Annotated in this window: 10 protein-coding genes; 8 read left to right on the plus strand and 2 right to left on the minus strand. The window is 59.5% G+C overall.

Features of this window, described 5'->3' with window-relative positions; translation table 11 throughout:
- Positions 1 to 1,387 precede the first annotated feature (1,387 nt).
- The 3 genes from AAHM38_RS18265 (at position 1,388) to AAHM38_RS18270 (ending at position 5,408) form a co-directional block, all read left to right on the plus strand.
- Entirely contained in the window at positions 1,388 to 3,685 is a 2,298-nt protein-coding gene (locus AAHM38_RS18265; RefSeq protein ID WP_015855874.1) for an AAA family ATPase, read from the plus strand.
- Positions 3,686 to 4,255: 570 nt separating this feature from the next.
- Positions 4,256 to 4,507 carry a TauD/TfdA family dioxygenase gene (locus tag AAHM38_RS25715; RefSeq protein WP_375139918.1) on the plus strand — a complete coding sequence of 84 codons (252 nt, stop codon included), beginning with the start codon at positions 4,256 to 4,258 and terminating at the stop codon, positions 4,505 to 4,507.
- Positions 4,446 to 5,408 carry a hypothetical protein gene (locus AAHM38_RS18270; protein ID WP_015855872.1) on the plus strand — a complete coding sequence of 321 codons (963 nt, stop codon included), beginning with the start codon at positions 4,446 to 4,448 and terminating at the stop codon, positions 5,406 to 5,408. Before AAHM38_RS25715 ends, AAHM38_RS18270 begins: the two co-directional genes overlap by 62 nt.
- A gap of 529 nt (positions 5,409 to 5,937) precedes the next feature.
- Here the strand turns inward: AAHM38_RS18270 and AAHM38_RS18275 are convergent.
- Positions 5,938 to 6,270, minus strand: coding sequence for a hypothetical protein (locus AAHM38_RS18275; RefSeq protein WP_146049749.1), 333 nt, complete (start codon positions 6,268 to 6,270; stop codon positions 5,938 to 5,940).
- A gap of 513 nt (positions 6,271 to 6,783) precedes the next feature.
- On the opposite strand from AAHM38_RS18275, the gene AAHM38_RS18280 reads away from it, so the two are divergent.
- Complete coding sequence (locus AAHM38_RS18280) at positions 6,784 to 8,592, plus strand: DUF4209 domain-containing protein (RefSeq protein WP_015855870.1); 1,809 nt, start codon at positions 6,784 to 6,786, stop codon at positions 8,590 to 8,592.
- Positions 8,593 to 8,828: 236 nt separating this feature from the next.
- Here the strand turns inward: AAHM38_RS18280 and AAHM38_RS18285 are convergent, their stop codons facing one another.
- Positions 8,829 to 9,302, minus strand: coding sequence for a hypothetical protein (locus AAHM38_RS18285; protein WP_015855869.1), 474 nt, complete (start codon positions 9,300 to 9,302; stop codon positions 8,829 to 8,831).
- Positions 9,303 to 10,007: 705 nt separating this feature from the next.
- Between AAHM38_RS18285 and AAHM38_RS18290 the strand changes: the two genes are divergently transcribed.
- From AAHM38_RS18290 to AAHM38_RS18305, 4 genes are all read left to right on the plus strand, one after another.
- Positions 10,008 to 10,373, plus strand: coding sequence for a hypothetical protein (locus AAHM38_RS18290; RefSeq protein ID WP_015855868.1), 366 nt, complete (start codon positions 10,008 to 10,010; stop codon positions 10,371 to 10,373).
- 245 nt (positions 10,374 to 10,618) lie between these two features.
- Complete coding sequence (locus tag AAHM38_RS18295) at positions 10,619 to 10,996, plus strand: DUF2946 family protein (protein ID WP_009277243.1); 378 nt, start codon at positions 10,619 to 10,621, stop codon at positions 10,994 to 10,996.
- An 88-nt stretch (positions 10,997 to 11,084) separates the two neighbouring features.
- Entirely contained in the window at positions 11,085 to 12,128 is a 1,044-nt protein-coding gene (locus AAHM38_RS18300) for a transporter (RefSeq protein ID WP_015855867.1), read from the plus strand.
- A complete protein-coding gene (locus AAHM38_RS18305) occupies positions 12,118 to 12,678 on the plus strand; it encodes a TlpA disulfide reductase family protein (protein ID WP_015855866.1) in 561 nt (186 codons plus the stop codon). The genes AAHM38_RS18300 and AAHM38_RS18305 overlap by 11 nt, the downstream gene beginning before the upstream one ends.
- Positions 12,679 to 12,978 lie beyond the last annotated feature (300 nt).

The raw sequence follows: 12,978 nt of genomic DNA on the forward strand, positions 1-12,978 counted from the left end.
CCTCCGCCCTTCCCCACCCCCACTACCCCCCCCGCCCCCCGATACCGCGGGCCCCGATCGCGCCTTTTCGCGTGTCGCGTATACGCGCTCGCGTTCTGGTGCGACTGATCTTCAGGGCTCCATTTTAGGTGCGACCTCTCCTAATCCGAAAGATTTTTCGCAAATCACAGGCTTGGGAAGGGCGACTGTCTGATTTTTGCCGCAACGCGCGGCAAGGAGCTTTGTTATGCCCAAATTTGTTGTTCGAGTGACCATTCATGATGGTCGTGAGCAGGACTATCAACGCCTGCACGAAGCGCTGGAAGCCATCGGCTGTCTTCGCAGGATCATGTCTAGTGATGGTCGATGGTACCAGCTACCAGACGCCACATACGTCTACGGGCCATCTACGCCAACCAACGTGGGATCGGTACGCGATCGAGTGGCTCCGGTTGTGAAGCGCACGGTTCCCCGCACGACGGCGCCGGAAGTGTTTGTAGCCGAGTATTCATCGTCGGCGTGGTCTGGTCTCACTTTGGTGAAGTAGGAGAGCAGGGCCGCAGTCGACCCGCACTTCTGCCGGTCGACTGCCCCTGAGCTGTTGCGCACCGTCAGCCGACACCAGCCCGGCCATGCCGCGCGCATAGCCCAAACGCACCGCCACCTCCCCATCCATTCACCTACCGCCTGCTGCCCTGCAGCGGCTCAATGTCACCGCGCGCAAACACGGCGTCGGACGATTCGGCAAAGCGCCAACGAGCAGCCCCATGAAGGCGGGAGCGCGATGCGCCATCGTTCCACCGGCGACGATGAGCCGGTGCCTGCTTTGCTCTTCCACCGGGATACACGCAAACTGAAAAAGCCCGTGGGTCCGTGTAGTTCTTTGTCTAACTCTTTGATTTATAACGAAAGGGGCGCCACGGTTTTGCCCCAAAATGCCACGACTTCGGTTCTATCCGCCACACGCCCCCTTTTTCCCGGCGTCCCTACTTCTTTCCTTTTTTCCTTTAAAAATCAAAGAGAAAGAGAAAGAAGGCGGTGAGAAAACAGGGAAGAGCCGTGCCACGGTTTCGAGGGGTTGCCTATTTTTTAGGCCACGGAATTGGAGGCGTGCCACACCCCATTTCGTGGCATTCCGTGGCGCCTAGATTCGTTGTAGCGTAAGGCTTTGCGGGCGATAGGAAGGGGATGCCACGGAACCACGGGTGTTTTTTGCCTGTGGGGGCCGACGGCACGCCGTATTGGCGAAAAGGCGGGGCGCAGTCGAGGTGTTATTGGCAGCGGGATGCACAAGTGTTCATCCTTATTCTGCAAGCACCTATCGCCTCACCGAATGTGGCGAAGGGCTTTCACGAGCACGGGAGGACGGGAGTGCCAGTAATCACCAGCATCGCAGAGGGGTCGCGGCATGAGCGTTGATCGATTCCAGCTACTGCGAAATGTAGGGCGGTTCGACTCGGTCAATGCGGGTGCGCAACTTCCGTTGGGCCGCCTCGCACTCATTTATGCAGAGAATGGCCGAGGAAAAACAACGCTCGCGGCTATCCTTAAATCGGCAGGCACGGGCGACGCGTCACTGGTCACAGAGCGTCATCGACTTGGCGCGCAACACCCGCCGCACTTGGTCATCTCGCTCGGAATAGGCGCACCCCTCATTTTCCAGAACGGCGCCTGGTCTGCCACGCTTCCGAATATCGCAGTTTTTGACGACCGCTTTGTTGCGCAGAATGTCTGTTCAGGGATCGAGATCGAGACGGCTCACCGGCAGAACTTGCATGAGTTGATTCTGGGCGCTCAAGGCGTCGCGTTGAATGCTGTGTTGCAAGGCCATGTCGCTCGTATTGAAGAGCACAACCGTGCCCTGCGAGGGCTGGAAGACGCAATTCCGGCTGCCGCCCGGGGGGCGCTTTCGGTCGACGACTTCTGCGGACTACCCGCTCAGGCCAATATCGATGTAGCCATCCGGGAGGCGGAGCGCGACCTCGCTGCGGCGCAGTCGGCTGACATGGTGCGGCAAGCGGCAGAGTTTTCCACACTGACTCTGCCGGCGTTTGACATTGAGGCACTCAACGCCTTGCTGGTGCGCACACTGCCAGAACTTGAGGCCGCTGCGGCCGCAAACGTCCAAGCCCATCTGGCGAAGCTCGGACCAGAGGCCGCCGCTTGGGTCCACGATGGGATGCAACTCGTCGCCGGTGCGTCGGCGGGGCACGACAAAGACATCTGTCCCTTCTGCGCGCAGGACCTCGCAGGTTCACCACTTTTGCGCCACTACCAAGCGTATTTCAGCGCCGCTTATGAGGGGCTGAAGCAGGATATCGCACAATACATTCGGGGAGTGAACACCGCCCACGGCGCTCCGGCGGCCCTCGCGTTTGAGAGATCAGCGCGCGAAGCGGAGCGGAGCAGCACGTTTTGGCGCTCGTTCCTCGCAGTCCCTGAGTTCGCAATCGACACTGCGGCTGTGACGCAAGTGTGGACCCAAGCGCGCGAGGCGGTCGCGCAAGCGCTCGCCGAAAAGCAGGCTTCACCACTTGAGGGAATGCGGCTTTCCGCGGCTGCCCTTGCGGCGCTGGAGGCCTACGAAGCGGCCAAGGCAGCGGTTGTGGCCTGCTCTGAATCCCTGGAGGCTTGCAACGACCAAATTGCTGCAGTAAAGGAACGCGCAGCGTCGGCTAACGTGGCGAGGCTAACTCTCGATCTGACCAGGCTGAAATGCGTCCAGGCGCGTCACTCGGACGCAGTGGCACCGCACTGCGCGGCCTATCTCGCAGAGAAGGCATCGAAGACCGAAACTGAACGCCTAAGAACGCAGGCGCGCTCGGCGCTCGACAACTATCGGCAGAACATTTTTCCAGCGTACCAGGACGCGATTAACATCTACCTGGGGCGTTTCAACGCTGGCTTTCGCCTCGATGCAGTCGGCTCAGTCAACAATAGGGGAGGTTCTTCTTGCACCTACAACGTGCTCATCAACAACGAGACGGTGCCGCTAACTTCTGCCGCTGGTCCCTCCTTCCGCAACACGCTGAGTGCGGGTGATCGCAACGCACTCGCTCTAGCGTTCTTCTTCGCTTCGTTGGACCAGGACCCCCAACTTGCGCAGAAGGTCGTCGTTATTGACGACCCCATGACAAGCCTTGATGAACATCGTTCGCTGACCACAGTGCAGGAGATTCGACGGCTTGTGGGCCGCGTAGCGCAAGTAATCGTGCTTTCACACTCTAAGCCGTTCCTGTGTGGCCTATGGGAAGGCGCCAACCCGGCTGATCGCTCAGCGATCAGGGTATCCCGCGAGGCTACGGGTTCAACTTTGGCGCCCTGGGATGTTCGGCAGGACTGCATCACGGAGCATGACAAGCGCCACGAGTTGGTGACTCGGTATTTGCAGGCGGCTGACCCTGCAGAAGAGCGCGCGGTGGCGGCCGCCTTGCGACCCATCCTTGAAGCGTTCGCCCGCGTTGCCTATCCGGCCACGTTTCAGCCGGGTAGCCTCCTCGGGCCATTTCTTGGTATTTGTGAACAGAGGGTGAATACGCCGGCGCAAATCCTGAGCCAGGTCGACATCACGGAGTTGAGAGCATTGCTAGACTACGCCAACCTTTTTCATCATGACAGCAATCCGGCCTGGGCCGCGCAACTCATCAACGATCAGGAACTCGCTGACTTTGCACGGCGCACGCTTGCCTTTACGAGACGGTCATAGCGATGGGTGGGGCTGCCAATTCGCCTCAATGCGGTTGTGCTGTTTATTTCACAGTGGTGGATGTTCGAAAGCGGCGAGTCAGTGCAGTTGAACTATTCCATCCGGGTAGCATCTGGTGCAGGTGAAACGCGCAAAAAAACTATGCTCGACTGGGACCGTAGAACAACGCCGAAATGGCGGTTGATTCGAAGAGATCAAAAAGGTCACGCATACAGTGTTAAAGAAGTGTTGAAGCTGCTCGCGCCGGAAAAGTGGATGTGTCAGCGGCTTCTTCCTCGATCACAAGAGTTGGCTCGGCCTGACACTCTTTCCTCGCGATATGGGCTAGATATCTTCCCACCCCACACCGACTTCGCGACCATTGATGTCCCCCCTCAATACCTAGTATTGGTTGCGCCGCAACCGAGAGCAGCAGACACATTGATATACGACGCTGGTGAACTTGTTCGCGAATTCGGGATTGATTACTTGCAGCGATGTTTGTACTTGCTGCGTGGGCGGACATCACGCTACTGTCGTTTAATAACGCATCAAGACAATAAGAAAGTACTTCGATACAACGCGACCGTTATGGCGGCGCAGAATGCGGAGGCTCACGCTGTCGCCGACTACATCAAGACCTCTATGAGGGCTACGTGTCGTATAGATTGGACCCAGCATCGGATGGCAATTCTGGACAATTGGAGCGCGATGCATGGGAGAGACGCATTGGACGGCACGCTTGGCGTAGGGCTATATCGCTTTGCACTTTGGGGGAGCAATGACTTGGACAACCGAGAACTATTTTTCGAAGGCCCAGTTGTACTGGCAACGGGGCAGTAGTCGCGGGCGAGACAGTGAGGACTTCATCCTCTACCTTTGTTTTGCCCTCGAACTCATAGCTCGTGGAGCGGTGTGTCACGTCAATCCGGCACTCAATGCAGCCTCCGATTTGGAGAGCCTTCTCTTTGCGTGTGGACGGGTTCCGAGATCGCCACCAAGGTCGGCGGACCTGCAAGAGGTTATAAAAAGGCTTCAGCGACTTGTACCTGAGTTGACTGACGCGGAGGTCGCCAATGTCCAAACATTGGTCAATACACGTAATGGCGAGCTTCACGGTGATACAGCGGAGATCGCACAGTTGGCGGTGAACACTCTCATGCCGCACGTGTACTCGTTCATCGTCAAGGTCGCGGATTTTGCCGCTCAAAGCTTGGACACCTTGCTAGGTCCGGAGGATGCCGAAACCGCCAGAAGGACGGCCCAAGCCATCACAAAGGATCGATCACGACGAGTCCAAGACCTCATCCGCGTTTGCAAGGAGCGCTTTTTCTCCTTGCCAGATAACGAGCAACAGGCGAAGCGAGATGCATCGAAAACTGTAGCGTTGTCGGCGGTTCTCGTGAGCGGCCACCACATCATGTATTTGAAGTGCCCGGCGTGTGCGCAGGTTGGCCAATTGTTGGCAGCTCCGGTCGGCAGAAGCGCGCCCTTCTTAAGAGGGGAGGAACTGGTCCAAGAGGTTCGAGTGGCCCCATTTCAGTTCGCCTGCAAGTGCTGTGGCTTAGATATACGCGGCTTGGACGAACTGATGGCCGCTGGATTCGGGCATGAATATTCTTCGATGGACCAAGTCGATCCGGTCGATCATTTCAACATTGACCCGCATGACTACATCGATGCCGAGACCGTGGCACGCGAGTACTACCGGGAAAATTACGGCGACGAGTATCGGGATGAATGAGTGTCGCCAAGACAAACGGTCTCTGGCCCTTTGCTGGGGACGATCCACGTCACATCTGCGAGCCGGGAAGTTGATCGCTGTGGGGGCAAGTTTGGGGGCAAGTCTCAAAAGGCAGGTGGAAGATTGGCTTAGTCATAAGCATTCCCAGCATTTGTTCGAGAGCCCTTCGGCCACCAAGTTACTGGCAGCGTTTGATGAGCGATGCCCGAAAAAAACCCGCGAAGCGTTGAGCTTCGCGGGTTTTTTGTTGCTAGCCCTGCCTAAAGTTTGCCGTTGGCACCCAGGGCAGGCGGGGGCAAGTTCGGGGGCCACGTAACCACCCGGCGAATCACTAGCCCTATGGCCCCCTGGTCAAGCTCGAAAAGCTTGGGCTTTACGCTACGCCCCGCGCTGTCGGACCACAGTTCTCCGTCGCAGCGGCTCGGAACTTCCGTGAAAAAGAGCCGGCACTGGCGGGCTCTTTTGGGTTCTTGCTCGGACGTAACTCTTAGTGGCGTCGTCGGCTTCTAGTCGGAGCGGTCAGGCGGCATTACCGGAGAGGCACCCTTATGATTTGCACGTTGCACATCGAATCAAACATGCTCGCTTTTTCTTCGATGTTTTCACCGTGGTAGGCCACGACAAAGGGGCGCCACCATGCACTTTTCTCGCCCAGATCGTATGTCAGGCGATAGCTTTGGCCTGCTTCAGCGTTAAATTTCAGTGTGGCAAGCTCGGATTTCCGACATAGCAAAAAAAACTGTGCGTCGAGTTCGTGTTGACCGGGCAGCATCTCGATAATTTCGCGCCGTTTGCCAGCAGAGTGCACCAAGGCTCTGGCATCGGTTGGCTGCTCTGTAATGGTGTCAAAGCGACGTACCACTACATGTGGATCGACATATAGCAGGGATAGGTTCTTCTGGTCCTTGGTGTGGACCGTCGTATAGCTTTACCTTCGAGTAGACGGTGCAGCCGCACAATAGTGCGGCAGCGAGCAGGGGGGCTAATACGACTCGCATTGGTTTTTCTCGAGATATTTTGGGAGGCCGAATATATCTCGGATCAAGGGTCGCCCATACGATAGCGGCAGCCTTTGGCACCACCGCACATCAAATCAGAGCTAACAATGGACGACACGCTAAGAACTTAGGCAGTCAAACTGCGAGGCATAGATTCGACCGAAGCGGCGACTTAGCTCATGGAGGCATATCCCGTCGATAGCGCCGACTATGGGAGCGCGTTTCGCTTGCTTCGTGCCAGGTCATTCGATGCTGGGTCTGATACTCCTGCTCGTGACCGGTCCACCGCGGCTTTTGGTGATAAGCGGGCTCCCATGGCATTTAGCTTTGGCAAGCTGCGGACAGCCCACCGAGAGAATTGATTTGGAGTGAGTCTCATGCCGATCAGCATCCTCCCTTCTATTGCCAGTCGGCTCGCAGAGCTGGAAGCAGCGCCGCGCCCAATCGAGCCCCATTTGCTCTCCGTCGAACTCGACAGGTTGGTGACAGATCCGGACAAGCTCACTGAAGATGAGCGGCTGGGGTGCCAAGCCGAAATCGTCGGCTGGCGGTTTATGCCCATGCGCGGAGACGATCGTGGACCATGGGACAGCTACTTCGGGCCGCTCGGCTCAGGAACCACGGAAGACGGCAAAGAGGTCTACTTCCCGGACGCGAGGGAGATATCACGGGAGGTGATCGAGCATTGGTGGAACCGCTCTGAGCAGGCGTCTCACCCGGTTCTGCGTGCCAGGTACGCGGACCTCGCGTTGGAAATTGGCCGCGTCTGGAATCGTCATCACCCTAGTCAGCCGCAGTTCACCTTTTCACGCGAACTCGCGCAGCGAGCCGTTGACGCTCACTTGAAAGCCGTTGCGGACGATCTGGCAGAGAGTGATCACCAGGCTTGGACATTCCTAAACAGGGCCTTGGACTTGGCGCTACTTGTGAAAGACCGAGAGCGAGTCGGGCGGGCCAAGCTCGAGGCGTTCGCATATTGTCGAAAACTGCACGGCGCCGGCGAGTCCGGATATTGGTGGAACCTTGACAATATGTTCTGGGATCGCAAAGGCGCACCGCTCACGGAAGAGGAGCGCTCTGAGCTGATCGGCTGGCTTGAGGAGGCCTTGGAGGGTCACGCCAATATCAAAGATGCACAGCGCTTTGACCCGCACCAGGCGCAGAGCGCCGCTGACCGCCTTTCCCGCTGGTCGGAGAAACTTGGAGCGCCTGAGCGCAGCATCTCCGTAATCAAGAAAGCAGGTGCCGCGTTTGAGGAGATTGCCGCGAAAAGCAACGCGCTGACCGCCATCGCATGGTTGGAGGATTTGAGCGTTCGCTATCGGCGAGCGAATCTCATGGGCGACGTCGCTCGGGTCGACGCGACGATCAAGGCCCGCAGCGAGGAGGCCGAACAGTCGATGAGGCGCCACGAGGTCAGGCTGGAAATCACCAAGCAGGAAATGGATGAGTGGCTCAACAACTTGCTCGGGGAGTCATTGGAGCTGTCGCTCGGTCGGATCGCGGTTCATTTAATGACCAGTGAGGAGCAGTTGCGCCAATTCGTCGAAGATTCGGCCGCAAACGCGCCGCTTCAGGCTCACATACAGATCAACATTGTGGGCTCCAGCGGATTCACACGAGCAAAGATCGGCTCGGTCAAGGACGACATGCCTGGCCGCCTCATGAATATGGCCGCCACGCTCATCGGTCAGCAGGCCCCGTGGGTACATATGGCTCTGCAGCGCGCGAAGGAAAAATGGCAGCTCGATTCGGAAAAGCTTTTCGCTTGGCTGACTCAGAGCCCTTTGTTCCCAGTCGGCTCTCATAGTTTGCTGCGCGTCGGCATCGACTCGTGGTTTGCCGAGGACCACCTCAAGGCGATCCATCTGCTTGTGCCGCAGGCGGAGGCCGCACTCAGAGAATGGCTGATGTTGATGGGTGAGTCACCAATGCGGCCCGACCCGGAGTCAGGCGGCTTTGAGGCGTTGGGGATGGGTAGGGTCCTACACACCGAGTCCTTCAGGACGAGGGTGAACCCCACACTGCGCATGCACCTGAGGGCCCTATACACTGACGCCAAAGGACTCAACGTTCGCAATCGGATCGCTCACGGACTCGCCAGCCCGGAAGTATTAGACAGAGGAATTGCTAACTGGGTGATCCACTCGCTCCTGGCTATTCGCACCTACGCGCATCTAAAGTAACAAGGGCCGCTGGTCGGAGCGCATCCGCGCACGTCGGCTGTCCGCTTTGGGGTTGCGGATTCAACCGGTCAATGCACATCGCTATGGGGCAATTTTGGGGGCAAATTATTTATGCAAAGTAGAGGTTTGGCTCAACCAAGCGCTCAGGTCGAACCTCAACGCCAAAGAAAAAGCCCGCGAGCCAAACAGCATCGCGGGCTTTTCCAAATCTAGGCCACCATCAGCAGCCCCTCACCTCACTCCCCAGGCACCTCCTCGACCGTCTTCCGTGGCCCCCGGCTAAACCGCGCCGACAACGTCCGTCGCGCCGATTCCAACCCTTCCCCTTTGCCCGCAACCTTCAGGTACGTGTAACCCTCCAGCGCGGCCGTCATCAGGTCACTGCCCATCGCGAGTTGCGAATCCTGCATTCTTTCCAGCAACTTCTCCACGCGGGCGAGGCGAGGGCGCAGGGTGTCAAAGCCCACCAAGTCACGTCGCATTTCCTGCAGGTTGAAATTGGCGGGAAGCACGCCGGGGTTGTTGCTCAGCAGTTCCACTGCCTGGCGGCAGAACGCTTCGGACTTGTCGCCCATCTTCATGAGCGTGCTGCGCTGCTCGACTGACAGGCCAATCAGGCCGACGAGCTTTTCTTCCAGTGTCTTGAGCGCACCGTCAATGGCGGTCAGGTCGGTGGCGCTGGGTTGAAACGAGATCAAGTTCTGAGACATTGCGTTCCTTCTAAAGCGGATATCAACGTCATGCCGATTGGCACAACCCGGTGAGGTTGGCTACCGCTGCGGCGTATCGCAATGCTGTACACAACTTTTGACGGAAAGCGCCCGCTCATGGGGCGAGCAAGCCCGCTCACGCCGTTCGAATGTTGGAGCGTGAAGCGCGAGCCTCGGACTGTCGAATTCGACTCTCTGACACTGACGCTCGACCCTCAGACAGTGGAACGTGACCCTCAGACAGTGAAGTTCGAGTGTTTGAGGCTCAAACGCGAACCTCAAAGGGTCGAATTCGACTGTTTGACACTGGCGCTCGACCCTCCAACAGTGAAACGCCAGTGTTTGACCCTCGCGTTCCACTCTCTGAGGGTGAGGCGCCACTGTTTGAGGGTGGAGCGTGACCTTCCGGCCGTCGCTGCCTGCGAATCAAGAATCCAACTTTCGCCGCTGCCCCCGTCGCTATAATCCATCCCGCTGCCGCACCAACGGCAGTCGGGTTTGGCGACTCGACATACTCACAACGAGCATCCGCTTGGCGGATACGCTCGGGCACACTCGCGCATGCCTCCTATGGCGGGCCGGGTGGGGAGACCGCAAGGTCTGCCGGTTGCCGTGAGTACCGGTTCGCCAGCCCCGCCGTCAGGCCCGCCACCTTCGTCTGGCGACGAGAAGGCGGACCTCCAATCAATACTCACGGAGGCGCCTATGCCTATTGCAGACGAGACGCGACCAGCGTCCTACCCATCTCCACCCGCATCACCCAGCCCACCGCCCTCGTCATCCGACACAGGTAGGCTCACCAAGAACCGTACCTACCTGAACGGCGCAATCGCAGCGCAGGCGTATCTCCGGCGCACACGCGCCGCCATGCGCAGCCACGGCCAATGCCGCCCGGGCATGCTGCGCGAGCAGCTTCAACATCTGTCCGCGCACGCGTTTCCGCCGGCTTTTATCAAAGGCTTTGTGGATGCGATTGATGCGTACGTATCGATGTCGCTCGGGGGCCGCGATGTCGATCCGCAAACGTGGGACGTGTTAGCCGCCATAGAGCGGCGGGGCTACAGCCAATAACAACAGATTGACGCATTCCCGTGACGGGCGGGAATGCCTGTGTAGGGTCGGAGTTGCAGTTGCAGTTGCAGTTGCAGTGGCGCGTTGGCTGCTGGAGCTGCCCGCTTGCGGCCAGAAGGCGACATTCACCGGACATTCCCGCCCCAAGCGCGGCGGTGCTTCCCGCTCCGGTTAAGCTGGGAATTCCCCATTTTTTGCAGAACGTTGCGCCGCTATAATCGGCTACCCTCGTAGTCCACTTTTCCATGTCCTTCGCCCGCCGCCTTTTCGTATGGCTTGCGCTCCTCGGTATGGTGCTGCATGCGCCATTGCCGGCGATGCCGCATGGGCAACAGGTGGAATGGCTGGCCAGCCAGACCATTTGTAGTGCGAGTGGCATGCACAGCGAGGGGATGACCACGCAGTCATCCGGCAATCAAGACGACTCCGGCGCCGGCCACAGCGACATGCTGTGCTGCCTGGTTTGCGCGGACCTCGCTTCCAATCACGCGGCACCCCCGGCCGCTTGGGCTTTCGTTGAGCAACGCGGCTTGCATTTTGCCGTGCCACCGCTTCCTCCGTCGGGCTTCTACCGACATCCTGGCAGGTTACTGGCGGCCGCCCGGGCACCGCCGGTGGCATAGCGCACGTCGTCTATATGACCCATGGCGCGCTGCCTGCGCACCATTACGCCAACGGCGGAGACTCCGCCCGTGCCTTGCCAGGACTTTCATGAATCCGATTCTTCGCGCCGGAGCCGCCGGCGCAGCCTTGTTGTCCCCTGCGTTTGCTTTTGCCTGCGCCACCTGCGGCTGTTCGCTGAGCACCGATGCCGCCATGGGCTACTCCGCCATCCCCGGCTGGCGCATCAGCCTTGATTACACGTACATCCCGCAGAACCAGTTGCGTCACGGCACACGCTCGGTCACGCCGGCGGAGGCCGCGAGCATCAATGCCGCCGGAGGCAACCAGGAGGTGGAGCGCCAGACCATCAACCGCTACACCAACCTGAGCATCTACTACAGCCCGAACAGCAGTTGGAGCTTCGGCGCAATCGTGCCTTACATCAACCGCAGCCACACGACATACGGCTCAGCCACGCCCGACCAACTCACCCCGGACAACGTAAGCGGCGCCACGGCCAGCGGCCTGGGCGACATTAAGCTCATCGCCAACTACCAAGGTTTCCTGCCGACGCACAATCTGGGCGTTCAATTGGGCGTGAAGCTGCCGACCGGCCGCTACGGCGGCCAGGACGTGAACACCGGCGCCACGGTGGGGCGCAATCCGGTGTTCTTCAACAGCGGCCCCAACGCAGCGGGTGGGCAGGCGCTCGATACCAGCCTGCAACCAGGTACCGGCAGCACCGACTTGATTCTCGGCGCCTACTACTACCAACCCGTCAGCCAGGATTTCGATGCCTTCATCAACGGTCAATTCCAAGCGGCCGTGACCCACAGGCTGCGTGATGCCGGCGCCGACTTCCGGCCAGGTAATGCCGCGACAATGAGCTTCGGCGTGCGCTACGAGGCCAATCCGCACATCGTGCCGCAGTTGCAGTTCAACGTGACGCGCAAGGGTGCTGACAAGGGGGCGCTGGCTGACACCACCAATACGGCCGGCACGGTGGTTTATCTGTCGCCGGGCGTGACGGTCAGTGTGGCGCACAACCTGCAGGTCTATGCTTTCCTGCAGAAAGCGCTGTACAGCAACCTGCAGGGCTATCAACTCTTCCCGCGCTGGTCGGGCACAGTCGGAGCGAGCTATGCGTTCTGATGCGGACATGAACCCGATGCAAGGGCCCGGGCCGAGGCGCGCCTGGCTGCGTGCCGCAGGCGCGCTTGCCATGGGAGCCGGGCTGGGCGGCCGACAGGCGGCGGCGCACGCGGCCAGTCTGGAGGTTGGGCGCCCCGCACCACCCCTCGTCCTGCACACTCTGGACGGGCGCAGCATTGCGACCGATGATCTGCGCGGTCAGGTGGTAATCCTGACGTTCTGGGCGACGTGGTGCGGTCCTTGCCGCACGGAGCTTCCGCTGCTATCAGCCTACGCCGCACGCCATGCCGACAAGGGCTTGCGCGTACTGGGCTTCAGCCTGGACGAGCCAGCGGAGCTGCCGGCCGTGCGCGAAGTAGCGGCCAAGCTGAGCTTTCCGGTAGGCCTGCTCGGCAGCGCTTACGCGGGCGGCTACGGCCGCATCTGGCGCCTGCCCGTCAACTTCACGGTCGACCGCAAAGGCCTGCTGGCCGACAACGGCTGGGACTCGCGCGAGCCCGCCTGGACGGCCGAACGCCTGGAGCGCGTTGTCACACCTTTGTTGCGTTGAGGGTGGGCGGGCGATTGAGTAGCGTTCGCGCCGAGCTACTCGCCGTCACCGGGTAGTGTCGCGTCGGTGATTTGGTAATGGACATTCGACGATAGGGAGCGACAGGTGGCCTTGGGTCGGTAGCGGGCGTCGACCGATAGAGTTTCGGCTGGCTGCTACCGGCCAAGAGCAGCCATTCGGTACCGGCCATGAGGTGACATTCAACTATGCCATCCCCCAGTTTTCGTCTTACAGCAATGTATGCCGAGGGCGAAATGCAGTCCGTCGCTCGGCGTTATGTTCCAGCTTGCGTTGTGGAGG

Origin of the sequence: Ralstonia sp. OTU4908, assembly GCF_038440115.1 — a bacterium.
Classification (GTDB): Bacteria; Pseudomonadota; Gammaproteobacteria; order Burkholderiales; family Burkholderiaceae; genus Ralstonia; species Ralstonia pickettii.

Bases quoted from the DNA above. Each gene is read 5' to 3' on its own strand.
- AAHM38_RS25715 (WP_375139918.1), top strand. From the start codon at position 4,256: ATGGCGGCGCAGAATGCGGAGGCTCACGCTGTCGCCGACTACATCAAG.
- AAHM38_RS18285 (WP_015855869.1), bottom strand. From the start codon at position 9,302: ATGTCTCAGAACTTGATCTCGTTTCAACCCAGCGCCACCGACCTGACC.
- AAHM38_RS18270 (WP_015855872.1), top strand. From the start codon at position 4,446: ATGACTTGGACAACCGAGAACTATTTTTCGAAGGCCCAGTTGTACTGG.
- AAHM38_RS18265 (WP_015855874.1), top strand. From the start codon at position 1,388: ATGAGCGTTGATCGATTCCAGCTACTGCGAAATGTAGGGCGGTTCGAC.
- AAHM38_RS18305 (WP_015855866.1), top strand. From the start codon at position 12,118: ATGCGTTCTGATGCGGACATGAACCCGATGCAAGGGCCCGGGCCGAGG.
- AAHM38_RS18280 (WP_015855870.1), top strand. From the start codon at position 6,784: ATGCCGATCAGCATCCTCCCTTCTATTGCCAGTCGGCTCGCAGAGCTG.
- AAHM38_RS18290 (WP_015855868.1), top strand. From the start codon at position 10,008: ATGCCTATTGCAGACGAGACGCGACCAGCGTCCTACCCATCTCCACCC.
- AAHM38_RS18295 (WP_009277243.1), top strand. From the start codon at position 10,619: ATGTCCTTCGCCCGCCGCCTTTTCGTATGGCTTGCGCTCCTCGGTATG.
- AAHM38_RS18300 (WP_015855867.1), top strand. From the start codon at position 11,085: ATGAATCCGATTCTTCGCGCCGGAGCCGCCGGCGCAGCCTTGTTGTCC.